The sequence below is a fragment of the Geobacillus vulcani PSS1 genome, from assembly GCF_000733845.1.
Taxonomy (GTDB): Bacteria; Bacillota; Bacilli; order Bacillales; family Anoxybacillaceae; genus Geobacillus; species Geobacillus vulcani.
In genome coordinates this window covers 3207707-3229010 of record NZ_JPOI01000001.1, presented here as the reverse complement: position 1 = coordinate 3229010, position 21304 = coordinate 3207707, and the positions used below count along the sequence as shown (strand labels likewise).

The following is a 21304-nucleotide window of genomic DNA, read 5'->3' as shown; positions in this document are numbered from 1 at the left end:
CCATGAACTTGCTAGAGAAAACACGGAAAATCAACGCCATGTTGCAAAAGTCGGCCGGTCGGCCGGTCAATTTTAAAGAAATGGCAGAAACGCTTTGCGATGTGATTGAATCCAATGTGTTTATTCTCAGCCGCCGCGGCAAACTGCTGGGATTCGCCATTAAACAATCGATTGAAAACGAGCGAATGAAGCGGATGCTTGAGGAGCGTCAGTTTCCGGAAGAATACACGAAAAACTTGTTCAACATTACGGAAACGTCTCCTAATATCGATATTAATAGTGAATATACGGCGTTTCCAGTGGAAAATCGTGACTTGTTCAAAACCGGCTTGACGACGATTGTTCCGATCAACGGTGGAGGCGAGCGGCTTGGCACGCTCATTTTGTCGCGCCTTGACCGCGAGTTTGACAATGACGATCTCATTTTGGCTGAATACGGTGCGACGGTCGTCGGCATGGAAATTTTGCGTGAGAAGGCGGAAGAAATTGAAGAGGAAGCGCGCAGCAAGGCGGTCGTGCAAATGGCCATCAGCTCTCTTTCTTACAGCGAGCTTGAGGCGATTGAACACATTTTTGAGGAGCTTGACGGAACGGAAGGGCTGCTTGTCGCGAGCAAAATTGCCGACCGCGTCGGCATCACTCGTTCAGTCATTGTCAATGCTCTGCGCAAACTTGAAAGCGCCGGCGTGATCGAATCGCGCTCGCTCGGCATGAAAGGGACGTACATTAAAGTATTGAACGACAAGTTTTTAAGCGAGCTTGAAAAATTGAAATCGAGCTGAACGGCGTAGCTGCCTAAGCCCGCTGGGTATTTTGGCCCGGCGGGTTTTTTGTTTCGGCAAACATCTTTGGCATCGTTTTTCTGTTATGGCATCGTCGAAAAATAGTACCAAGTTCCGTCTATACATTGGGTTTTCTTTCCCGTAAAATGAAAACTAGCAGAAATTGTCGAAAAATAGGAGAAAAGAGGGGATTCCATTGGCGCTCTTTTCAGCGACGATCGGTTGGCTTGAACAAGGGCTCCGCTACGCTGCGCTTCGCCAACAGGCGATCGCCGACAACATCGCCAACGCTGATACGCCGGGCTATAAGGCGAAAGATGTACGCTTTCAGACTGAATTGGAACGGGCGTTTCGGCTTGAGGCCAAACGGACGAATCCGAAGCATTTTTCGTTTCCAAACGAACAAAATGGAAAAATCATCGTGACGACGGACACGACGGTGAGTTACAATCATAATGGAAATAGTGTCGATATCGATCAAGAAATGTCAAAACTAGCAGAAAACCAAATTTATTACAATGCTTTAATCGAGCGGCTCAACGGCAAATTTACAACATTGAAAACCGTGATTAAAGGAGGAAAATAACGGGTGTCTTTGTTTCAAAGTCTAAACATTTCGGCTTCGGCGTTGACCGCCCAACGGCTGCGCATGGACGTAATTGCCTCCAACATCGCCAACGCCGATACGACGCGCGCCCGCCTTGTCAACGGCCAATGGGAGCCGTACCGCCGCAAAATGGTCATCATCGAACCGCGCAGCGGATCGTTTTCAGGCTATTTGCAGGCGGCGCTCGGCCGGGCCGACGGGGGGGATGGCGGAGTGCGGGTGCGCGAAATTGTCGATGATCCGGCGCCGTTTAAACTCGTCTACGACCCGGATCATCCGGATGCGAGCGCCGATGGCTATGTTCGTCTGCCCAACGTCGATCCGCTGAAAGAAATGGTGGACTTGATCGGGGCGACGCGTTCGTATGAGGCGAACGTCACAGTGTTGAATGCTTCAAAAGGAATGCTCATGAAGGCGCTCGAGATCGGGAAATAGCATGCGAGGGGGATAAACGATGATTGATGGAGCAAGCCGCATTGGGCTGACGATGTCTTCCACCGTTTTGCCCCCGGCGAAGCCGGCTGAGGCGCAAAAGCAGTTCGCCTCGTTTTTCAAAGAGGCGCTCAATCGCGTCAACGAGGCGCAAATTCAAGCCGATGCGCTGACGGAAAAGCTCGTCCGCGGGGAGAACGTTCAGCTGCATGATGTGATGATTGCCGCACAAAAAGCGAGCATCACGCTGCAACTGACACTGGAGATCCGCAACAAAGCGATCGAGGCGTATCAGGAAATGATGCGCATGCCATTGTAGCAGCAATGAATCGCAATACATACGGAAGCCGCCGCCATTGTTGTTGCGCTATGGCGGCAGGCACTGGATCATCGGGGGAATCGTATGAGAAGGAAATGGAAAGAGTGGTGGAGCCGGGCTCGCGCGTTTTGGCAGGAACGGACAAAAAAGCAGAAATGGCTCGTGCTTGCTGCGGCGGCGGCCGTGCTTTTGGCCGTTGGCGTCGGCGTCTTTTTCGCCACAAGGACGGAAATGGTGCCGCTCTACAGCAATTTGTCGCCGCAAGAAGCGGGTCAAATTAAAGCCACGCTTGACCAGCGCGGCGTTCCGGCTGAAGTGGCGGACGGCGGAACGACGATCAAAGTGCCGAAAGAGCAAGTGGACGCGCTGAAAGTCGAGCTCGCTGCTGAAGGCATCCCGAACAGTGGGGTCATTGACTATTCATTTTTCGGCCAAAACGCGAGCTTCGGCATGACAGATAACGAGTTCAATATGGTGAAGCTGAAGGCGATGCAAACGGAGCTCGCCAATTTGATCAAGACGATCGACGGTGTCGAGGACGCCAAAGTCATGATCAATCTTCCGCAACCGAGCGTATTCGTTTCTGATGAGAAAGGAGAAGCCTCGGCTTCGATCGTGCTGAAGACGAAGCCGGGCTACCAATTCAGCGACGAGCAAATTCGGGCATTGTATCATCTCGTCGCCAAAAGTGTTCCCAACCTTTCTACAGATAATATCGTCATTATGAATCAGTTTTTTGAGTATTTCGATTTGAAAAACGATGGAGAAAATTCGACAGGGGCCACATTCACCTCGCAGCAACAAATCAAAAAGCAAATTGAGCGCGACATTCAGCGCCAGGTGCAGCAACTGCTCGGCACGATGATGGGGCAGGATAAAGTCGTCGTTTCCGTGACGGCGGACATTGACTTTACGCAAGAAAAGCGGGAGGAAAATTTGATCGCCCCGGTCGATGAAAAAACGAAACAGGGAATTGCCGTCAGCGTCCAGCGCATCAAAGAGACGTACTCCGGGAGCGGCGCGCCGCCCGGCGGCACCGCTGGAACGGGCGCGAACGAAGTGCCGGGCTACCAAGGCGCCAACGGCGCAACAAACGGCAACTATGAACGAACCGAGGAGACGATCAACAACGAGGTAAACAAAATCAAAAAGCAAATCGTCGAAAGTCCATATAAAATCCGTGATCTAGGCATTCAAGTGATGGTCGAGCCGCCTGACCCTAATGATCCGAACTCGCTGCCGCCCGAGACGGTCAATGATATTCAAAAACTGCTAGGAACGATCGTCCGAACGTCAATCGACAAAAGCGAGGCGCAAACGCTCACTGATCAAGACATCAACAACCGCATCGTTGTTTCGGTGCAGAAGTTTAACGGCAAGCCGACATTCACCGAATCAACTCCGGATCGGCCGACATGGTGGTGGTATGCGGCTGGTGCAGGAGCGCTGTTGCTCATTGCCTTGTTGTTGTTCCTCTGGCTGCGGCGTCGCCGTGAAGACGAGGAAGAGGAAGAAGAACACTTGTTCACTTCACCGCCTTCGATGGACCTGGATTTGCCGGAGCCGCCGGAGACGGAGGCAGCGTTGCGCCGCCGACAGCTTGAGCGGCTGGCGAAAGAAAAGCCGGATGAGTTTGCAAAACTATTAAAAACGTGGCTATCGGAAGAGTAGGGGGAACGGCGTATGGCAAAGCGCGAACGAAAAGGCGGGCTGTCGGGCAGGCAAAAAGCAGCGATCCTGCTTATTTCCCTCGGCCCGGATGTGTCGGCCTCTGTCTATAAACATTTATCCGAGGAAGAGATCGAAAAGCTGACACTAGAAATTTCCAACGTCCGTCAAGTGACGACCGAACAAAAAGAGGAAGTGCTTGAAGAGTTTCGACAGCTCGCCTTAGCGCAAGATTACATCGCCCAAGGCGGCATCGCCTATGCGAAAGAAGTGCTTGAAAAAGCGCTTGGCCCGGATAAGGCGATGCAGATCATCAACCGCCTGACATCGGCGCTGATGGTGCGGCCGTTTGATTTCGCCCGCAAAGCCGACCCGATGCAGCTGTTAAACTTCATTCAAAATGAACATCCGCAAACGGTCGCCCTTATTCTCTCGTATTTGGAGCCGGCGCAGGCAGGGCAAATTTTATCGGCGTTGCCGCAGGAGATGCAGGCGGATGTCGCCCGGCGCATCGCGCTGATGGACAGCACATCGCCGGAGATTATCAACGAAGTTGAGCAAATTTTAGAGCGGCGGCTGTCCGCGACCGTTGTGCAAGATTACACGCAAGCCGGCGGAATTGAGGCGGTCGTCGAGGTGTTGAACCAAGTTGACCGGAGCACGGAACGGACGATTTTGGATGCTTTGGAAATCCAAGACCCGGAACTAGCTGAGGAAATTAAAAAACGGATGTTTGTCTTTGAAGATATCGTGACGCTCGATCATCGCGCCATTCAGCGCGTCATCCGCGAGGTGGACAACAACGATCTCATGCTGGCGCTGAAAGTAGCGAGCGAAGAAGTGAAAAACGTCATCTTCCGCAACATGTCGACGCGAATGGCAGAGACGTTCAAAGAAGAGATGGAGTATATGGGTCCAGTCCGGCTGCGGGATGTTGAGGAGGCGCAATCGCGCATCGTCGCCGTGATCCGCCGTCTCGAAGAGGCCGGAGAAATCGTCATCGCTCGCGGGGGAGGAGATGATATTATTGTCTAACGTCATTAAAGCGCCGAAATTGGCGGCGCGCGTTGGGAAAAAGACCATCGTCGTGCAGCGCCATGTTTCCGATCCTTCATCGTCCGCCGACGATCGGCAGCGAGAGATCGAAGCGATCGTCGCCGCCAAGGAAGAAGCGGTCAAGCTTCGCCATCAAGCAGAGCAATATTACGAATCGGTGCGCGAACAGTTGGCGCGCGAAAAAGAGGAATGGCAACGCGAGAAAGAGCGTCTCATGCAGGAAGCGCGCGACCGCGGGTACGAAGACGGCTATGCAGCTGGGCGCGAGGAGGCGCTTGGCGAGCACCGCACATGGATCGAACAGGCCCGCCGTTTGGCAGAGCGAGCAAACACCGAATTTTACGCTCGCATCGAATCAACAGCTGAGGCGATGCTCGATGTGGCGTTAAAAGCGGCTGAGCGCATTATCGGCGCCGCGCTTGAGGGCGACCGAAACGCTTTTTTGCCGCTCGTGCATCAAGCATTGCAGGAAGTGCGTCGACAAACAGAAGTGGCCGTTTATGTGCATCCGCACTGCTACGAAATAGTGGCAGAGCAAAAAGAGCTGATGAAATCTGTGTTTCCGCATCGTGTTGATCTATTCATCTATCCGGACGATGCGCTTCCTGAATATGGATGTGTCGTGGAGACGCCGTTTGGACGCATCGAGGCGAGCGTCGATGTACAGCTTGAGCGGTTGCGCGAGGCGCTTTACCGACGATTAAAGGAGGGAGCGTTTTCTGAACTGGCAGGCGCTTCTTGACGAAATAGACGCCGTTGACTTGTATAAACGGTTTGGCAAAGTGTCGCGCGTCGTCGGCTTGATGATGGAATCGAAAGGGCCGAGAAGCTCGATTGGCGATCTTTGCTACATCCATGAACATAACGGCCGCAGGAAAATTCCTGCCGAAGTGGTCGGCTTTCATGAACAGCATGTCTTGCTCATGCCGTTTTCCGCCATATCTCATATCGCTCCCGGCTGCCTTGTCGAAGCGACCGGCCGTCCGCTTGAAGTACACGTCGGCGATGCGCTTATCGGCATGATTCTTGATCCGCTCGGCCAACCGCTTGATGGGAGTCCGTTGCCGTCCGGGCTGAAGCCGGTGTCGGTCGAACGAGATCCACCCAATCCACTCGTTCGGCCGCCGATTGCTGAACCGCTTGAAGTCGGCATTCGCGTCATCGACAGCTTGCTTGCCGTTGGCAAGGGACAGCGCGTCGGCATTTTTGCCGGCTCGGGCGTCGGCAAAAGCACGCTCATGGGAATGATTGCCCGCCATACGTCGGCCGATGTGAACGTTATCGCCTTAATCGGTGAGCGTGGCCGCGAAGTGCGCGAGTTTTTAGAGCGCGACCTTGGCCCGGACGGCTTGGCCCGTTCGGTCGTCGTCGTCGCCACATCCGACCAGCCGGCGCTGATGCGCGTCAAAGGCGCCTATACGGCGACAGCGATCGCTGAATATTTTCGCGACCAAGGGGCGGATGTCATGCTCATGATGGACTCGGTCACCCGCGTTGCGATGGCGCAGCGGGAGATTGGCCTTGCCGTCGGTGAGCCGCCGACGACGAAAGGCTATACGCCATCGGTCTTCGCCCTCCTGCCAAAGCTGCTTGAGCGGGCTGGGACGAACGCTTCCGGCACAATCACCGCGTTTTATACGGTGCTTGTTGACGGCGATGATATGAATGAGCCGATCGCCGATGCGGTGCGCGGCATTTTGGATGGCCATTTTGTGTTGGAACGCCAGCTGGCGAACAAAGGGCATTACCCGGCGATTAATGTGCTCAAAAGCGTCAGCCGCGTCATGCCCCACATGATCAGCGCAGAGCACGGCGAAGCGGCCAACCGATTCCGCCGCCTCCTCTCCACTTATATCGATTCGGAGGATTTGATTCAAATCGGGGCGTACAAACGAGGTTCGTCCCAAGAAATTGATGAGGCGATCGAACTTTATCCGCAAATGATGGCGTTTTGCCGCCAAAACATCGATGAAAAAACGACGCGCGCTGAAAGTATTGATGCCCTGTTGCGCTTGTTGTCGGTTCGGTGAGAAATCGCGCGTCATTTTCAGACGATGAAAGGGTGAACCAATGTGACGCCGATGTTTCGGCTGCAAAAAGTGTTGGCGATGAAAGAAAAAGAAAAAGAGAAGGCGCTTGGCGAATACGAGGAGGCGGTGCGCCGGTTTGAGCAGGCAGCCGAAACGCTTTACCGCCTGCTCAAAGAAAAAGAAGAATGCGTGGCAGCTCGGGATAAACAGCTTCAAGCCGGTCTGTCCGTTAGAGACATTCGCCTTAGGCTGCAATATATAGCAAATTTAGAGCGGGCGATCGCCCATTATCAGCTCGTCGTCATGCAGGCGCGCGAGCAGATGCAGCGCCGGCAACAGTGTTTGATGGAATTGAATATCGAAGTGAAAAAATACGAAAAAATGCGCGAGCGCGTGCAGCAATGGGCCGAGCAGCTTGAGAGGGAAGCGGAACGCCGCCTGCTCGATGAAATGGCGGTTCAACGCTTTGCAAGGCAAGGAGAGGTATAGATGGCGGAGAGCAAAGTTGGACAAGAAATGCAGGCGAGCTGGTGGCAATGGCTGCTGTTTGTCATTGCCATTCCGAGTGCGTTTGCCGTCTCCTTTCTGCTGTTGATTTTAAACGTTGCTGGCGTTGATGTGGCCAAGGCGGCGAAGCAGTGGACAATAAAGGCGCCGCTTGTCTCCGAGTGGATCGACTGGAGACAAAAGGAGAAAGATTGGCAAAAAATGATTGAAGCTCAGCAACAGACGATTGACCAGCAAAAACGAACGATCGCTGAGCAACAAAAGCAAATCAAACAGTTGAAAAACGAATTGGCGGCAAAGGAAAAGGAAATCGCCCAGCTGTCGGCGCCAAGCGAGAAAACGGATGTTCAGGATGAGCCTGCCGCCGAACCCGCCTTGACGGAAGATGATGTTGCCGGCGTGTATAACGCCATGTCGGAAAAACAGGCGGCGGCTATTTTAGCGGAACTGCCTGAGAGCGAGGCGCTTCGTGTATTGAGTCGCGTTGACAGCGATAAAGCGGCAGCCATTTTGGAACAAATGCCGACCCAACAGGCGGCGAAACTGTTGGCATCGTTAAGCAAATGGGCGATGGGGAAGGAGGCGGCTGAATGAAAGTGATGATTACAGCAAGCGCGCCGCCATCCGCAGGCACTATAGCAGTGAAAAAAGAGTCAGAAAACACCAACGTGTTCGCGGCGCTGCTTGCGCACAAGCAACAAGAGCTATGGCCCGTCGGGGCAGGGATTGGCTTGTTTCAAGAGCAGCCGAACGGAAACAAAGAGCCGGATTGGCAAAATGGCCGAATGGAAACGGACGCAGCCGGACAACCATTTTCAGCGGAAAAGAAACCGGAGCCCATCCAATCATGGTGGCTTGCCCCTTCCATCATGGCTGTGTTGGCTATCGCTCCGACTTCGACGGTTGCAGGCGCGCCGCTTTTAGCGGCGGACGCGCAGCGAAGTGGCAAAGACGCTGATGGTGTACCATTTTCATCCATCAGCTTGGTGAATGAAGAAGCGGCAACTGCCGCTCAGCGGGCAACGGGTGAAGCGGGATTTGAACACATGTTCATAAACCAAGGACGGAAAAGCGGCAATAAGGAGCAAGAATCGTTTTCGCTTGCCAGCGGAAAAACAGAGATGTTCCCACCGCTCCCGAGCGACGACGATCAACGTCCATTCAATGAGCAAGGAGGCACAATGCGGGTTGCCGTGCTGCCCAAAGGAGGTTCTTCCGTCCAGCTGGCTGGCGAAAAAGACGTTTCGCTACAAGGAGGGAATGGCAGGGGGCATGACGGTGAGGCCGCTCCTTCGTTCACACCCCCTCCTGCGCTTTTATCACCCTCCCTTTCATCTGTTGGGTTGACCGGCGAGACGCCGGCGCCAGCTGGGGGAAGCGTCGCTGATCAAGTCGCCCACGCGCTAAGGTCGGCGCGGTGGATGAAGTTGCCAAATGGTGCGATGCAGCTTGTCATCCGTCTGCATCCGGAACATCTCGGAACGGTGACGGTGAAAATGACAGAGGAAGGTGGAAAGCTCGCCGCCAAGCTGCTCGTGGCGAACGACGCGGTGAAAGAGTTGCTCTACGCTCATTTGCCGCAGCTTGTTCAGCAGCTTGATGCGAGTTACATCACGGTCGAAAAATGGACCGTTTGGTCGGATTATGACAGATCCGCCATGCCGCCGTATTCTGGAAATCGCCAAGGAGGGCAGCAGCATGGCGAATCGCGGCAAAAACAAAAGCGGGAACAGCCATCTTCCTTCCCGTTTGCGCTAGATGGGATCGAAGCTGACGCATAAGGGGGAACAGAACGAGGATGACAACGAACGCGATTGATGGCAGCTTATGGCTGGCCAACGTGGTTCAGCCGGAACGGAAAACGGGCAATCAAATTTTAGGAAAAGACGACTTTCTGAAAATTTTGCTCGCTCAGCTAGAAAACCAAGATCCGCTCAACCCGATGGAAGACAAAGACTTTATCGCGCAGATGGCGAGCTTCTCTTCGCTTGAGCAAATGATGAACATCGCCAATTTGATGCAGCAATGGATGCAAACGTCAAGCCGCGATGCGCTTTTGCGCTACAGCGAGTGGATCGGCAAAACGGTGCACTGGCAAGACGGCGGGGCGATGATGAGCGCCGTCGTTCAATCGGTCATGCAAAAAGACGGTCAAGTGACTCTTGGGCTTGATAACGGGACAACGATTGCCGCGGATGCGGTCGTGAAAGTGGAACAAAAAGGATAAAGGGGAGAGAAAACCAATGCTTCGTTCCATGTATTCCGGAATCGGCGCCATGCGCAACTTCCAAACGAAGTTGGATGTCATCGGCAACAATATTGCCAATGTCAATACGTATGGGTTTAAAAAAGGACGAACGATTTTCAAGGATTTGATGAGCCAGACGATTTCTGGAGCAAGCGGGCCCAATGCCGGTGCCGGCCGCGGCGGGACGAACCCGAAGCAGGTGGGGCTTGGCGCTCAGTTGGCCGCCATCGATACCGTCCATACGCAAGGCAGCTTGCAAACGACCGGGCGCGTACTCGATTTGGCGATTTCTGGAGACGGGTTTTTCGTCGTCGGCGACGCTTCCGGCAACAACCGCATGTATACGAGAGCCGGGAATTTTTATCTCGATTCGCAGGGGTATATTGTCAATACTGACGGCCAATATTTGCTTGGTACAGGAAATGTCCGCCTGCAAGTTCCGCCCGATGCGAGAAGTATAAGCATTGGGACCGACGGTGTTGTCACCATTGTGAATGCCTCGGGCAATTTGCAGTCTCTAGGAACGATTCAACTGGCTAAATTTTCCAATAATGACGGATTAGAAAAAGCCGGAAACAATTTGTTCCGCGAAACGACAAACTCCGGCACGCCGGCTCTAGGAGCGCCGGGAGCGAACGGAGCAGGAACGATCGTCTCCGGCGCGCTTGAGATGTCCAATGTCGACTTGGCGGAAGAATTTACGGAGATGATTGTCGCCCAGCGCGGCTTCCAGGCGAATACGCGCATCATTACGACGTCGGATGAAATTTTGCAAGAGTTGGTCAACTTGAAAAAATAGAATAGGAGGGAGGGCGTGAGCGGTCTTCTCTCGCCCGCTGGCCGATGATTTCGCTAACGAAGCTCAACGGCAAACGGTTTGTGCTCAATGCGCTGTACATCGAACAAATTGAAGCGTTTCCCGACACAACCGTGACGCTGACGAACGGAAAAAAGTTTGTCGTCCGCGAAACCGTCGAGCAAGTCGCCGCACGAGCAAGTGAATTTTACCAGCAGCTCGGTGTATTTCGTTTACCTGAAGCAGGAGGATGGGGCAGTGAAAGGGAATAAAGCAATCAAAACGATGATCATTGTGCTGGCGATTATCGCTTTGGCTGGCACGGCGGCGCTTGTCTCGGTGATGAAGATGGGACATGCCGAGAAACAGGGGGCGCCAAGCGCCGATGAACTTGCAGAGCGGTCGATCGACATTCCGGAAATGACAACGAATTTAGCAGACGGGCGTTATATTAAAATCTCATTTAAAATTGAGACAGACAGCGATGAAGGAAAAGAAGAGGCGGAGAAACGCGATTTTCAGATGAAAGACGTGATCATCGAGCAACTCTCACAGATGAAAGCGGCTGACTTTAAAGGAAAGGAAGGGCTGACGGCGCTGAAAGAGCGGCTGAAGCGCGAGATCAACGGATTGATGCAAGAAGGGAGAGTGAAGAACGTCTACATTACCTCGTTTATCCTCCAGTAGCCCTGTCATCTGAAGGGGGGAAGATGAAATGACGGCCGGGGAAGTATTGTCGCAAAGCGAAATTGACGCGTTGCTCGCTGCGCTTTCTGCAGGGGAGATGAGCGCGGAGGAGTTGAAAAAAGAGGAGGAAGGGCGACGCGTCAAAACGTATGATTTCCGGCGGGCGCTCCGATTTTCCAAAGATCAAATCCGCAGCCTGACGCGCATTCATGAGAATTTCGCCCGCCTGCTGACAACGTTTTTTTCCGCTCAGTTGCGCACGTATGTGCAAATTTCGGTTGCATCAGCCGACCAAATTCCATACGAAGAATTTGTTCGCTCCATCCCAAAAATGACGATCATCAATGTCTTTGAGGTGCCGCCGCTTGACGGACATGTCCTTTTGGAAGTCAACCCGAACATCGCTTACGCCATGCTTGACCGGGTGATGGGCGGGCGCGGTGTCGGCATGGATAAAGTGGAGCATTTGACTGAAATTGAAACACGCATCATGTCCAATTTGTTTGACAAGGCGTTTGTCCATTGGCGCGACGCTTGGGAATCGGTAGCGGAAGTCGACCCGCTCTTTGTCGATTTTGAAGTCAATCCGCAGTTTTTGCGCATGATTGCGCCGAACGACACCGTCGTCGTCATTTCGCTCAACACGCAAATCGGCGAAGCGCGCGGCATGATGAATGTGTGCATTCCGCATGTCGTCTTGGAGCCGATTATGCCGCGGCTGTCGGTGCATTACTGGATGCAGGCGCAAAAAAAGGAGCGTTCCCCCGAGGAAGCGAAACGGATCGAACAGCGCATCCGCGCGGCAAAATTGCCGATTATCGCTGAACTGGGAACGGCGGTCATCACGGTCAATGAATTTCTTCAACTCGAGGCCGGCGATGTCATTCAGCTCGAGCAGTCGATTCATGAGCCGCTCGTCGTCAAAGTCGGCCATATTCCAAAGTTTATCGGCCAGCCGGGGAAGCGGAACAAAAAGCTGGCGGTGCAAATTTTAGCGATGATCGAGGGGGACGAAGACGACCATGATGAATGATGGAATGTTATCGCAGGATGAAATCGATGCTTTGTTGCGCGGAATGGACAGCGACGGCCATGTTCCGGCGCTCCATGATGTTCTGACTCCGCTCGAGCAAGACGCCCTGGGGGAAATCGGCAATATCTCTTTCGGCAGTTCGGCGACTGCACTGTCGATGTTATTGAACCAAAAGGTGGAAATTACGACGCCCAGCGTGTCCATTATCGAGCGCACAAGCGTCGCTGACGAATTTCCGCAGCCATATGTCGCCATCCAAGTCAACTACACGGAAGGGTTGCTTGGAACCAACTTGCTTGTCATTAAGCAGCAAGACGCAGCGATCATCGCTGATTTGATGCTTGGCGGTGACGGAACGGCGGCGGATGGCCCGCTGGGAGAGATTCAGCTGAGCGCCGTTCAAGAAGCGATGAATCAAATGATGGGCTCGGCAGCGACATCCATGTCGACCGTCTTTGGCAAACGAGTCGACATTTCTCCACCGACGCTCCATCTGCTTGATTTGACGGAAGGAAAAGGGATGGAATATTTGCCGAACGAAGATTTTTTCATTAAAGTGTCGTTTCGCTTGAAAATTGGCGAGCTGATCGACTCAAGCATTATGCAGCTGCTGCCGATTGACTTCGCAAAAGAATTGGTCGCTCAATTGCTCGGCTCACCGCTTGAGGAGCCGGGGGCTGCGGAAGTCAACCTCAAGCCGTCGGCGGACGCACGACCGTTTGGCGAGCCTCAGCCTGTTCCGACTTACGCCCAGGCGAATGTCGGTGCGTCTGTTTCGGAAGCGGTTAGCCGCTCGGCGGATGAACCGCCGGCTGGCCGCGCGAACAAGGAGAGGGATGGTGCAACCGCTCGGCATATTCAAGCCGCTGATTTCGTCGAGTTCGATGCCCCGCCGCTTGCGGCAACGGAGGCGCGCAATTTGGAGCTCCTGTTTGATGTGCCGTTGCAGGTGACGGTGGAACTCGGGCGGACGAAGCGGTCGGTGCAGGAAATTTTGCAGCTGTCGACTGGATCGATCATCGAGCTCGATAAGCTGGCTGGTGAACCGGTCGACGTGTTTGTCAACAACAAGCTGATCGCCAAAGGCGAGGTTGTCGTCATCGATGAAAATTTCGGCGTCCGCATCACGGACATCATCAGCCAAAGCGATCGGCTAAAACGGCTAAAATAAACAGGCGATTGGGGAGGTTGGGGACATGGCAAGAGTGCTTGTCGTTGATGATGCGGCATTTATGCGCATGATGATTAAAGACATTTTGACGAAAAACGGACATGAAGTCGTCGCCGAAGCGGCGGACGGGCGGCAGGCGATCGAGAAATACAAGGAAACGCGTCCTGACGTGGTGACAATGGACATTACGATGCCGGAGATGGACGGCATTACGGCGCTCAAAGAAATTAAAAAAATCGACAGCAACGCCAAAATCATTATGTGCTCCGCGATGGGGCAGCAGGCGATGGTGATTGACGCCATTCAAGCCGGGGCGAAAGATTTTGTGGTCAAGCCGTTCCAAGCGGACCGTGTCATTGAAGCGATCAACAAAACGATCGGGTGAGCGATCAGAGGTGGAGACTATGGCAATGTGGCGCTGGGCGGCCGCTTTGCTGGCTGCGGCGATCGCTTTGGGGGCGACGCGGGTATCGGCCGCTCCAAGCCCGACGGTTGCCGACTGCCTGCAGCATCCCGATTCATGCGGGCCGTCAGCTCCTTCCGGGCAACAGACAAAACAGACAGTGAATCAAGCCGCTGATGCGGTTTCCGTGTCCGATGTGCTTCGGCTCATCGGCGCGACCGCCTTTGTTCTCTTCCTTCTTTATGCGCTGTTTCAATGGCTTTCCCGCCGTCAGCCGTTCGTTTCCGGCCAAAAAGGCATCATCGAACATCTCGGCGGGACGAGCGTCGGAGCGAACCGCTCCGTGCAGCTGATTAAAGTCGGCCGGCGGCTGCTTGTCATCGGCGTCGGCGATTCCATTCAGCTGCTTAGGGAAATTGAGGATAAAGAAGAAATCAATGAGCTGTTGACACAGCATCGCGAACGGTTGGAACGAATGGGGGAGTTTGGCTGGTTCGGCTCCTTCCTTCGCGGTGAATGGACAGCGAAATCAAAGCGGAAAAGCGGTTTGCCGCCGTCGTTTTCGGCGCTGTTGGCTGAGGAGATGAAGCAAATGGCCGAAAAACGAAACGAGTGGCTTAATCGGTTGAAGAAGAAAGGGACGGCCGGCGATGAGTGAATTTGTCCATATGTTTGATTCGATGGCTCCCGAACACGTGTCGACAGCGGTGAAGCTTCTTCTCCTGCTCACCGTTTTGTCGATCGCTCCCGGCATTTTAATCATGATGACATGTTTTACACGCATCGTCATCGTGTTGTCGTTTGTGCGCACAGCGCTCGGCACGCAGCAAATGCCGCCGAACCAAGTGCTCGTCGGGCTCGCCTTGTTTTTAACGTTTTTCGTTATGGCGCCAACTTGGAAAGACATCAACGATCAGGCGCTGCAGCCGCTGTTCGCTGACAAAATTGATTTGGAGGAGGCGTATGAACGAGCGGCTGTTCCACTGAAGCAGTTTATGAGCCAATACACGAGGCAGGAAGATTTGGCGCTGTTTTTATCGTACAGCGGGGCCAAACAGCCGAAAACGGTCAACGACATTCCGATGACGGCGCTCGTGCCGGCGTTTGCCATTAGTGAGTTGAAAACGGCGTTTCAAATGGGCTTTATGATTTTTCTTCCATTTTTAGTTATCGACATGATCGTCGCCAGCGTCTTAATGTCGATGGGGATGATGATGCTGCCGCCGGTGATGATTTCGCTGCCGTTTAAAATTTTATTGTTTGTCCTTGTTGATGGCTGGCATTTGGTCGTCAAATCATTGCTGCAAAGTTTTCATTAAAAGATAGGTGGCGTTTATGAGTGCCGATTTCATCATCCGCCTTGCCGAACAAGGCGTATATATCGTGCTCGTCGTCTGCGGGCCGCTCTTGTTGTTGTCGCTTGCCGTGGGGCTTGTCGTCAGCATTTTTCAGGCGGCGACGCAAATTCAAGAGCAGACGCTCGCTTTTGTGCCGAAAATCGTCGCCGTCTTGCTTGGGCTTGTGTTCTTTGGGCCGTGGATGCTCTCGAAAATGGTGTCGTACGCGCACGATATTTTCAACAATCTTGCGTCGTTTATAGGCTGATCAAGGATGGAACAGGCTTGGACTTATTTTCCAGCATTTTTGCTCGTCTTTGTGCGCACCGCTTCGTTTTTCGCGGCGATGCCGCTGTTTTCTTACCGGACGGTGCCGGCTTCGTATAAAGTCGGATTGGCGTTTTTGTTCAGCTGGCTGTTGTTTTTGGCGATGCCAAAACCTGTGCTGCCGCTTGACGGCATGTACGTATTGCTCGTCGTAAAAGAAGCGCTCGTTGGACTGGCGCTTGGGCTGCTGGCGGCGATCCTCATGGCGGCGGTGCAAATCGCCGGCGGGCTGATCGATTTTCAAATCGGGTTTGCCATCGCCAATGTGATCGATCCGCAAACAGGGGCGCAAAGCCCGCTGCTCGGCCAATACCTTCACTCGTTGGCGCTGCTGTTGCTTCTTTCGCTTGACGGCCATCATTTGTTGCTTGACGGCATGTTTTACAGCTATCATTGGCTGCCGCTTGACCGCTTGCCGCACGTCGCTGACGGGCGGGCAATGGAATACGCGGTGCGGGTGTTTGCCGCGATGTTCGCCGCTGCTTTCCAAATGGCTGCTCCGCTTGTCGGATCGCTCTTTTTAGTCGACGTGGCGCTTGGCATCATCGCCCGCGCGGTGCCGCAAATGAACATTTTCGCGGTCGGTTTTTCCGCCAAAACGGCGGCGGCGTTTGGGCTCCTTTTGGCGGCGGTTGGAGGAATATTGCTTGCGGCGCGCGACGTATTTCATTTCATGTTTGCCTCGTTGCGCGAGTTTATGCAGCTGTTGGGGGGCTCGTAAGATGGGCGGATGGCGGCTTGACTTGCAGTTTTTTGCTGGGGAAAAAACGGAAAAAGCGACGCCGCGCAAACGGCAGGAAGTGCGGGAAAAAGGGCAGGTGGCCAAAAGCGGTGATGTTGTCTCGGCTTCCGTTTTGCTTGCTTCGTTTCTTTCTTTGTCCTTGGCTGGGGCGTACGAGCGGGACGGCCTGTTGCGATTGTTCGCCCGCGCCTTGGCCGATTCTGCATCCGCTTCGTTGACCGTTGATTCGCTTCACCGGCTGTTTCTTGACTGGCTTTCCCATGCGGCCTTGCTTTTGGCGCCGCTGTTCGCCGCTGCAGTGCTGGCGGCTGGGTTGGCCAACTTTTTGCAAATCGGCGCCATGTTCACCGTCGAGCCGTTAAAAATCGATTGGAATCGCCTCAACCCGGTGCAAGGGATGAAACGGCTGTTTTCGTTGCGCGCTTTGGTCGAGCTGTTGAAATCCGTATTAAAAGCTGGAATCATCGGTGCGGTCGTGTTCGCGGCGCTGCTGGCCGAACGGAACGAGTTGGCGGCGCTCGTTTCCAAGACGCCGGGCGCCGCCTTGGTGGTCATCGGCGGCTTGACGGTGAAAATGGGGCTGTACGCTGCGGCGGCGCTCTTGTTTTTGTCATTGTTTGATTACTTGTACCAACGATTTGAGTTTGAAAAAAACATTCGCATGTCCAAGCAAGACATCAAAGATGAGTATAAAAAGACGGAAGGCGACCCGCTCATCAAATCGCGCATCAAGCAAAAACAGCGCGAGATGGCCATGAGGCGGATGATGCAGGAAGTGCCAAAAGCGGATGTCGTCATCACCAACCCGACGCATTACGCCGTTGCCCTCCAGTATGAAGACGGCAAGATGGAGGCGCCGGTCGTCGTGGCAAAAGGAGCGGACTACATGGCGCTGAAAATCAAGGAAGTGGCGAAAGCCCACGGCGTGGTGACCGTGGAGAATCGTCCGCTGGCGCAGGCGCTCTACCGCCAGACGGAAGTCGGCGACATGATTCCGGAGGCGTTTTTTCAGGCAGTGGCGGAAATTTTGGCATACGTCTATCGGCTGAAGCGAATGTAGCATCAGGGAGAGAAGGGAATGCAAGCGCAAATCAAAGACTTGTCGGTGTTATTTCTTGTCGTGCTCATCGTCGCCATGCTCGTCATCCCGCTGCCGACGTGGCTGTTGAGCGTACTGATCATCATCAATATTTCTCTTGCCTTGCTTGTGCTGCTGACGGCCATGAACACGAAAGAGCCGTTGGAGTTTTCCGTCTTCCCGTCCTTGCTGCTCGTGTTGACGTTGTTTCGGTTAGGGCTGAACGTGTCGACGACGCGTTCGATTTTAAGCACAGGGAAGGCGGGCGGCGTCGTCGAGACGTTCGGGACGTTTGTCGTCGGCGGCGACGTGGTTGTTGGGTTTGTCGTGTTTTTAATTTTGGTCATTATTCAGTTTATCGTCATCACGAAAGGGGCGGAGCGCGTCTCTGAAGTGGCGGCCCGCTTCACGCTCGATGCCTTGCCGGGCAAGCAGATGAGCATTGACGCTGACTTAAACGCCGGCATGATCTCGGAGCAAGAGGCGCGCAGGCGGCGGGAAAAAGTCGCGCGCGAGGCCGATTTTTACGGGGCGATGGACGGAGCAAGCAAATTTGTCAAAGGGGATGCCATCGCCAGCATCATTATCGTCGTCATTAACATGCTGTTTGGCATGGTGATTGGCGTTGTCGAGCAAGGGATGGAGATGGCCGAGGCGGCGAAGCGTTACACGCTTTTGACAGTGGGTGACGGAATTGTGAGTCAAATTCCTGCGCTGCTCATTTCGACCGCCACCGGCATCATTGTCACCCGGGCGGCGTCGGACAGCAATTTAAGCGGCGATATTATGCGCCAGCTGTTCGCCTTTCCGAAAATGCTGTATGTGACGGCGGGAACGATTTTTCTGCTCGGTTTGTTTACGCCTATCAACGATGTATTGACCATGTCGGTGGCCGGGCTGTTGGCGTTAGGCGGCTACCGATTTATCGAGCGGCAAAAGCAAGAGGAAGCGGCATTGGCCGCTCCGGAAGAGGAGGCGGCCGCCGCCGACGAATTGAAAAGTCCGGAAAGCGTTATTCAGCTGCTGCACGTTGACCCGATCGAATTTGAGTTCGGCTATGCGCTCATTCCGCTCGCTGACGCTAATCAGGGCGGCGATTTGCTTGACCGGATCGTCATGATCCGCCGCCAGCTCGCGCTTGAGCTCGGCATCGTCATCCCGGTTGTGCGCATTCGCGACAACATTCAGCTGCAGCCGAATGAGTACCGGATCAAAGTAAAAGGTGCAGAGGTCGCGCGCGGGGAGTTGTTGCTTGACCATTATTTGGCGATGAGCCCTGGTGTGGATGACGGTTCAATCGATGGCATTGAAACGGTCGAGCCGGCGTTCGGGCTGCCGGCGAAATGGATTTCCGAGACCGTAAAAGACCGGGCGGAAATGCTCGGCTATACGGTCGTTGACCCGCCATCCGTCGTCTCAACACACTTGACGGAGGTGCTGAAGGCCCATGCCCATGAACTGCTGGGGCGTCAGGAAACGAAGCAGCTGATCGATCATTTGAAAGAGTCGTATCCGGTGCTTGTCGACGAGGTGACGCCGAATCCGCTGTCTGTCGGCGACGTGCAAAAAGTGCTTGCCAAGTTGTTGAAAGAGAAAGTGTCGATCCGCAACTTGCCGCTCATTTTTGAGGCGCTCGCCGATTTTGCCCGCCTGACCAGCGACACCGACTTGCTGACGGAATACGTCCGTCAAGCGTTGGCGCGGCAAATCACCTCGCAGTACGCCGTGCCGGGCGAGCCGCTACGCGTCATTACGCTGTCGGGCAGGGCGGAAAAAATGATCGCCGACGCCGTGCAGCAAACAGAGCACGGCCGCTATTTGGCGCTCGAGCCGGCGCGGGCGCAGGCGTTTGTGGAAGCGATCGCCGCGGCGCTGGAACGCCATCCGTTCGCCGGCCAGACGCCGATTTTGCTCTGCTCTCCGGCGGTGCGCATGTACGTCCGCCAGCTGACCGAGCGCCATTTTCCGACTGTTCCGGTGTTGTCGTACAACGAGCTTGAAGCGGATGTCGAAGTTCAAAGCGTGGGGATGGTGGAAATCGAATGAAAGTAAAAAAATTTGTCGCCCCGTCCATGAATGAAGCGATGAAAATGGTTCGCGCCGAGCTTGGCCGCGACGCCGTCATTTTGCACTCGAAAGTCGTGCAGACTGGCGGATTTTTCGGTCTGTTTGCGAAAAAAAAGATCGAAGTGTTGGCCGGAGTCGATCCGGATCCACTGCCGCCGCGACAGCCGAGTGCCGCCGCGTCGTTGACGCGACAGCCGAGTGCCGCCGCGTCGTTGACGCGACAGCCGAGTGCTGCTGCGTCCTTTGCCCCTTTGCCGGTGGCCGAGCGGGAGGAAGACGACTCGCTTGCCCGTGAGATCGAGGAAGTCAAGGCGCTCATCCGTCAGTTCAACGCCCGCTCGTCTTCGCTGCTATATCCTCCGCCGCTTGCGGAAGCGGAACAGCGCCTCGTTCGGCAAGGGATGGCGGATGTGTACGTCCGCCAAGTGATGGATCGCCTGCTTGAACGGTGGTATGCCGACAAAGACGGCCGGTCGCCCGCTGCGGTCTCCGCCTGGACGAAAGAGGCGGTGCGCGATCTATTGTCGACGCTTCCGTTTGTCAAAACGGCGGAGCAAAAAAAGTATATGATTTTGCTTGGTCCGACCGGGGTTGGAAAAACGACGACGCTCGCCAAAATGGCGGGGCGCGCCGTCCTCGAGCAAGGGAAAAAAATCGGGTTCATCACGGCTGACACGTACCGGATCGCCGCCATCGACCAACTGAAGACCTATGCCGACATTTTGCACGCGCCGTTGGAAGTATGCTACAATGCTGACGATTTTCGGACGGCGAAGCGGAAGTTGGCCGGCTGCGATCTCGTGTTCGTGGATACAGCTGGCCGCAACTTCCGCAACCCGCAATACGTGGATGAACTGCAGAAAACGCTCGAGTTTGACAGCGAAACGGAAACGTTTCTTGTGTTCGCCGCCACCGGAAAGTATGACGATATGAAAACCATTTACCACCACTTTTCCCGCCTGCCGATTGATCGGCTGATCGTGACGAAGCTCGATGAGACGGACTCGTTTGGAACGATCGTCAATGTGTTGCTTGACAGCCGGCTTGCCGCCGCCTATTTCACAAACGGGCAAAATGTGCCGGACGACATGGTGGAAGCGTCCGCTGACCGGCTCGTTCATCTGCTGTTTGGGGCGGAGCGATGGTGAGTGATCAAGCGGAACGGCTGCGCTATGAGCTGGGCCGCCGGCGCCAGCCGGCGGCGGGGCCGCGGACCATCGCGGTAACGAGCGGAAAAGGCGGAGTCGGCAAGTCAAACCTTTCGCTCAATTTTTCGCTTTCGCTCTCGAAGCTCGGGTTTCGCGTCTTGTTGCTTGATATGGACATCGGCATGGGTAACATCGACATTTTGCTCGGCCAGTCGTCGCCATTGACGTTGGCGGATTGGTTTTCCGCGCGGTTGCCGCTCGCAGAGCTGGTAAAAAGCGGTCCGGAGCACTTATCATACATTGCTGGAGGGACGGGCGCCGCGCAATGGTTGAGTGTCGATCGATCCGCTATCGATTATTTGTTGGCCGAGCTGCAGATGTTGGCGTCGCGATATGATTATCTCATTTTCGATATGGGGGCAGGTGCCTCAGAAGAACGATTGTATTTTTTAAAGTCCGTCGACGATGTGTTTATCGTCACGACGCCGGAGCCGACCGCGATGACGGATGCGTACGCCATGATGAAATATATGCACACCGCCGGCAGCGAGGCGCCGTTTTCCGTCATCGTCAACCGCGCTGGCAGCGAGCGGGAAGGATATGGCGTCTTTTCGCGCCTGCAACATGCCGCCAGCCGATTTTTCTATAAAGACATCGCCTTGCTTGGCGTCGTTCCCGAAGACCGGACTGTCGCACGCTGTGTTGTTCGGCAAACGCCGTTTGTTCTCTTGGATCCGGCGGCAAAGGCGAGCCGGGCAGTGCACCAGATGGCATGCCGCTATGCGGCAGGGGGAGAAAAAAAACCGGAGCAGGCTTCCCGCTTTTTTGCGAAGCTGCGTCAACTTTTGCTAGAAAGGTAGAGGCGG

At 54.5% G+C, this 21304-nt stretch carries 26 protein-coding genes; all 26 read left to right on the top strand.

Translation table 11 applies throughout. The annotated features are described in order from the left end of the window. Positions 1-2 precede the first annotated feature (2 nt). The 26 genes from codY (at position 3) to N685_RS0117155 (ending at position 21298) form a co-directional block, all read left to right on the top strand. Positions 3-782 carry a GTP-sensing pleiotropic transcriptional regulator CodY gene (gene codY / locus N685_RS0117280; RefSeq protein ID WP_031410436.1) on the top strand — a complete coding sequence of 260 codons (780 nt, stop codon included), beginning with the start codon at positions 3-5 and terminating at the stop codon, positions 780-782. A gap of 196 nt (positions 783-978) precedes the next feature. Next, positions 979-1368 (top strand): flagellar basal body rod protein FlgB, encoded by a 390-nt coding sequence (flgB, locus tag N685_RS0117275; RefSeq protein WP_031410435.1) that lies wholly within the window; start codon positions 979-981, stop codon positions 1366-1368. A gap of 3 nt (positions 1369-1371) precedes the next feature. Further along, positions 1372-1824 (top strand): flagellar basal body rod protein FlgC, encoded by a 453-nt coding sequence (gene flgC, locus N685_RS0117270; protein WP_031410434.1) that lies wholly within the window; start codon positions 1372-1374, stop codon positions 1822-1824. Between the two features lie 19 nt (positions 1825-1843). Beyond that, positions 1844-2140 carry a flagellar hook-basal body complex protein FliE gene (gene fliE, locus N685_RS0117265; protein WP_031410433.1) on the top strand — a complete coding sequence of 99 codons (297 nt, stop codon included), beginning with the start codon at positions 1844-1846 and terminating at the stop codon, positions 2138-2140. An 84-nt stretch (positions 2141-2224) separates the two neighbouring features. Then, positions 2225-3811 (top strand): flagellar basal-body MS-ring/collar protein FliF, encoded by a 1587-nt coding sequence (fliF, locus tag N685_RS0117260; RefSeq protein ID WP_031410432.1) that lies wholly within the window; start codon positions 2225-2227, stop codon positions 3809-3811. 12 nt (positions 3812-3823) lie between these two features. After that, on the top strand, positions 3824-4843 hold the full coding sequence (fliG, locus tag N685_RS0117255; protein WP_031410431.1) for a flagellar motor switch protein FliG: 1020 nt from the start codon (positions 3824-3826) through the stop codon (positions 4841-4843). Then, the gene (fliH, locus tag N685_RS0117250) at positions 4827-5606 is read left to right on the top strand and encodes a flagellar assembly protein FliH (protein ID WP_031410430.1); all 780 of its coding nucleotides are present in this window, start codon (positions 4827-4829) and stop codon (positions 5604-5606) included. The genes fliG and fliH overlap by 17 nt, the downstream gene beginning before the upstream one ends. Further along, positions 5584-6894 carry a flagellar protein export ATPase FliI gene (gene fliI / locus N685_RS0117245; protein ID WP_071880196.1) on the top strand — a complete coding sequence of 437 codons (1311 nt, stop codon included), beginning with the start codon at positions 5584-5586 and terminating at the stop codon, positions 6892-6894. The genes fliH and fliI overlap by 23 nt, the downstream gene beginning before the upstream one ends. A gap of 42 nt (positions 6895-6936) precedes the next feature. Then, a complete protein-coding gene (gene fliJ, locus N685_RS0117240; protein WP_031410428.1) occupies positions 6937-7383 on the top strand; it encodes a flagellar export protein FliJ in 447 nt (148 codons plus the stop codon). Continuing rightward, positions 7384-7995: a MotE family protein gene (locus N685_RS0117235; RefSeq protein ID WP_031410427.1), complete on the top strand. Its 612-nt coding sequence runs from the start codon at positions 7384-7386 to the stop codon at positions 7993-7995. Then, positions 7992-9182, top strand: a complete 1191-nt coding sequence (locus N685_RS0117230) for a flagellar hook-length control protein FliK (protein ID WP_031410426.1) — start codon at positions 7992-7994, stop codon at positions 9180-9182. The genes N685_RS0117235 and N685_RS0117230 overlap by 4 nt, the downstream gene beginning before the upstream one ends. Positions 9183-9199: 17 nt before the next feature. Beyond that, a complete protein-coding gene (gene flgD / locus N685_RS0117225; RefSeq protein WP_031410425.1) occupies positions 9200-9628 on the top strand; it encodes a flagellar hook assembly protein FlgD in 429 nt (142 codons plus the stop codon). Positions 9629-9644: 16 nt separating this feature from the next. Next, complete coding sequence (gene flgG / locus N685_RS0117220) at positions 9645-10448, top strand: flagellar basal body rod protein FlgG (RefSeq protein WP_031410424.1); 804 nt, start codon at positions 9645-9647, stop codon at positions 10446-10448. Between the two features lie 44 nt (positions 10449-10492). Continuing rightward, positions 10493-10717 carry a flagellar FlbD family protein gene (locus tag N685_RS0117215; protein WP_031410423.1) on the top strand — a complete coding sequence of 75 codons (225 nt, stop codon included), beginning with the start codon at positions 10493-10495 and terminating at the stop codon, positions 10715-10717. Beyond that, entirely contained in the window at positions 10704-11132 is a 429-nt protein-coding gene (gene fliL, locus N685_RS0117210) for a flagellar basal body-associated protein FliL (protein WP_031410421.1), read from the top strand. The genes N685_RS0117215 and fliL overlap by 14 nt, the downstream gene beginning before the upstream one ends. A 28-nt stretch (positions 11133-11160) precedes the next feature. Beyond that, the gene (fliM, locus tag N685_RS0117205) at positions 11161-12165 is read left to right on the top strand and encodes a flagellar motor switch protein FliM (RefSeq protein WP_031410419.1); all 1005 of its coding nucleotides are present in this window, start codon (positions 11161-11163) and stop codon (positions 12163-12165) included. Further along, positions 12155-13336 carry a flagellar motor switch phosphatase FliY gene (gene fliY, locus N685_RS0117200; RefSeq protein WP_031410417.1) on the top strand — a complete coding sequence of 394 codons (1182 nt, stop codon included), beginning with the start codon at positions 12155-12157 and terminating at the stop codon, positions 13334-13336. Before fliM ends, fliY begins: the two co-directional genes overlap by 11 nt. 25 nt (positions 13337-13361) lie before the next feature. Beyond that, complete coding sequence (locus N685_RS0117195) at positions 13362-13721, top strand: response regulator (RefSeq protein WP_031410415.1); 360 nt, start codon at positions 13362-13364, stop codon at positions 13719-13721. A 19-nt stretch (positions 13722-13740) separates the two neighbouring features. After that, positions 13741-14397 carry a flagella biosynthesis regulatory protein FliZ gene (fliZ, locus tag N685_RS0117190; protein WP_031410414.1) on the top strand — a complete coding sequence of 219 codons (657 nt, stop codon included), beginning with the start codon at positions 13741-13743 and terminating at the stop codon, positions 14395-14397. After that, positions 14390-15058, top strand: coding sequence for a flagellar type III secretion system pore protein FliP (gene fliP, locus N685_RS0117185; RefSeq protein ID WP_031410412.1), 669 nt, complete (start codon positions 14390-14392; stop codon positions 15056-15058). The genes fliZ and fliP overlap by 8 nt, the downstream gene beginning before the upstream one ends. A 16-nt stretch (positions 15059-15074) precedes the next feature. Further along, positions 15075-15344 carry a flagellar biosynthesis protein FliQ gene (gene fliQ / locus N685_RS0117180; protein ID WP_011230735.1) on the top strand — a complete coding sequence of 90 codons (270 nt, stop codon included), beginning with the start codon at positions 15075-15077 and terminating at the stop codon, positions 15342-15344. 6 nt (positions 15345-15350) lie between these two features. Beyond that, the gene (fliR, locus tag N685_RS0117175) at positions 15351-16124 is read left to right on the top strand and encodes a flagellar biosynthetic protein FliR (RefSeq protein ID WP_031410409.1); all 774 of its coding nucleotides are present in this window, start codon (positions 15351-15353) and stop codon (positions 16122-16124) included. A 1-nt stretch (position 16125) separates the two neighbouring features. Further along, on the top strand, positions 16126-17205 hold the full coding sequence (flhB, locus tag N685_RS0117170) for a flagellar biosynthesis protein FlhB (protein ID WP_031410407.1): 1080 nt from the start codon (positions 16126-16128) through the stop codon (positions 17203-17205). Between the two features lie 18 nt (positions 17206-17223). Then, positions 17224-19269 (top strand): flagellar biosynthesis protein FlhA, encoded by a 2046-nt coding sequence (gene flhA, locus N685_RS0117165; RefSeq protein WP_031410405.1) that lies wholly within the window; start codon positions 17224-17226, stop codon positions 19267-19269. Then, positions 19266-20438, top strand: a complete 1173-nt coding sequence (gene flhF / locus N685_RS0117160) for a flagellar biosynthesis protein FlhF (protein ID WP_031410403.1) — start codon at positions 19266-19268, stop codon at positions 20436-20438. Before flhA ends, flhF begins: the two co-directional genes overlap by 4 nt. Beyond that, the gene (locus N685_RS0117155; RefSeq protein ID WP_031410401.1) at positions 20432-21298 is read left to right on the top strand and encodes a MinD/ParA family protein; all 867 of its coding nucleotides are present in this window, start codon (positions 20432-20434) and stop codon (positions 21296-21298) included. Before flhF ends, N685_RS0117155 begins: the two co-directional genes overlap by 7 nt. Positions 21299-21304: the final 6 nt, after the last annotated feature.

Excerpts from the sequence above, each read along its gene's own strand:
- codY (WP_031410436.1), top strand. The coding sequence starts at position 3 with ATGAACTTGCTAGAGAAAACACGGAAAATCAACGCCATGTTGCAAAAG.
- fliE (WP_031410433.1), top strand. The coding sequence starts at position 1,844 with ATGATTGATGGAGCAAGCCGCATTGGGCTGACGATGTCTTCCACCGTT.
- fliF (WP_031410432.1), top strand. The coding sequence starts at position 2,225 with ATGAGAAGGAAATGGAAAGAGTGGTGGAGCCGGGCTCGCGCGTTTTGG.
- fliG (WP_031410431.1), top strand. The coding sequence starts at position 3,824 with ATGGCAAAGCGCGAACGAAAAGGCGGGCTGTCGGGCAGGCAAAAAGCA.
- fliH (WP_031410430.1), top strand. The coding sequence starts at position 4,827 with ATGATATTATTGTCTAACGTCATTAAAGCGCCGAAATTGGCGGCGCGC.
- N685_RS0117235 (WP_031410427.1), top strand. The coding sequence starts at position 7,384 with ATGGCGGAGAGCAAAGTTGGACAAGAAATGCAGGCGAGCTGGTGGCAA.
- N685_RS0117230 (WP_031410426.1), top strand. The coding sequence starts at position 7,992 with ATGAAAGTGATGATTACAGCAAGCGCGCCGCCATCCGCAGGCACTATA.
- flgD (WP_031410425.1), top strand. The coding sequence starts at position 9,200 with ATGACAACGAACGCGATTGATGGCAGCTTATGGCTGGCCAACGTGGTT.
- flgG (WP_031410424.1), top strand. The coding sequence starts at position 9,645 with ATGCTTCGTTCCATGTATTCCGGAATCGGCGCCATGCGCAACTTCCAA.
- N685_RS0117215 (WP_031410423.1), top strand. The coding sequence starts at position 10,493 with ATGATTTCGCTAACGAAGCTCAACGGCAAACGGTTTGTGCTCAATGCG.
- fliM (WP_031410419.1), top strand. The coding sequence starts at position 11,161 with ATGACGGCCGGGGAAGTATTGTCGCAAAGCGAAATTGACGCGTTGCTC.
- fliY (WP_031410417.1), top strand. The coding sequence starts at position 12,155 with ATGATGAATGATGGAATGTTATCGCAGGATGAAATCGATGCTTTGTTG.
- N685_RS0117195 (WP_031410415.1), top strand. The coding sequence starts at position 13,362 with ATGGCAAGAGTGCTTGTCGTTGATGATGCGGCATTTATGCGCATGATG.
- fliZ (WP_031410414.1), top strand. The coding sequence starts at position 13,741 with ATGGCAATGTGGCGCTGGGCGGCCGCTTTGCTGGCTGCGGCGATCGCT.
- fliP (WP_031410412.1), top strand. The coding sequence starts at position 14,390 with ATGAGTGAATTTGTCCATATGTTTGATTCGATGGCTCCCGAACACGTG.
- fliQ (WP_011230735.1), top strand. The coding sequence starts at position 15,075 with ATGAGTGCCGATTTCATCATCCGCCTTGCCGAACAAGGCGTATATATC.
- fliR (WP_031410409.1), top strand. The coding sequence starts at position 15,351 with ATGGAACAGGCTTGGACTTATTTTCCAGCATTTTTGCTCGTCTTTGTG.
- flhB (WP_031410407.1), top strand. The coding sequence starts at position 16,126 with ATGGGCGGATGGCGGCTTGACTTGCAGTTTTTTGCTGGGGAAAAAACG.
- flhA (WP_031410405.1), top strand. The coding sequence starts at position 17,224 with ATGCAAGCGCAAATCAAAGACTTGTCGGTGTTATTTCTTGTCGTGCTC.
- flhF (WP_031410403.1), top strand. The coding sequence starts at position 19,266 with ATGAAAGTAAAAAAATTTGTCGCCCCGTCCATGAATGAAGCGATGAAA.
- N685_RS0117155 (WP_031410401.1), top strand. The coding sequence starts at position 20,432 with ATGGTGAGTGATCAAGCGGAACGGCTGCGCTATGAGCTGGGCCGCCGG.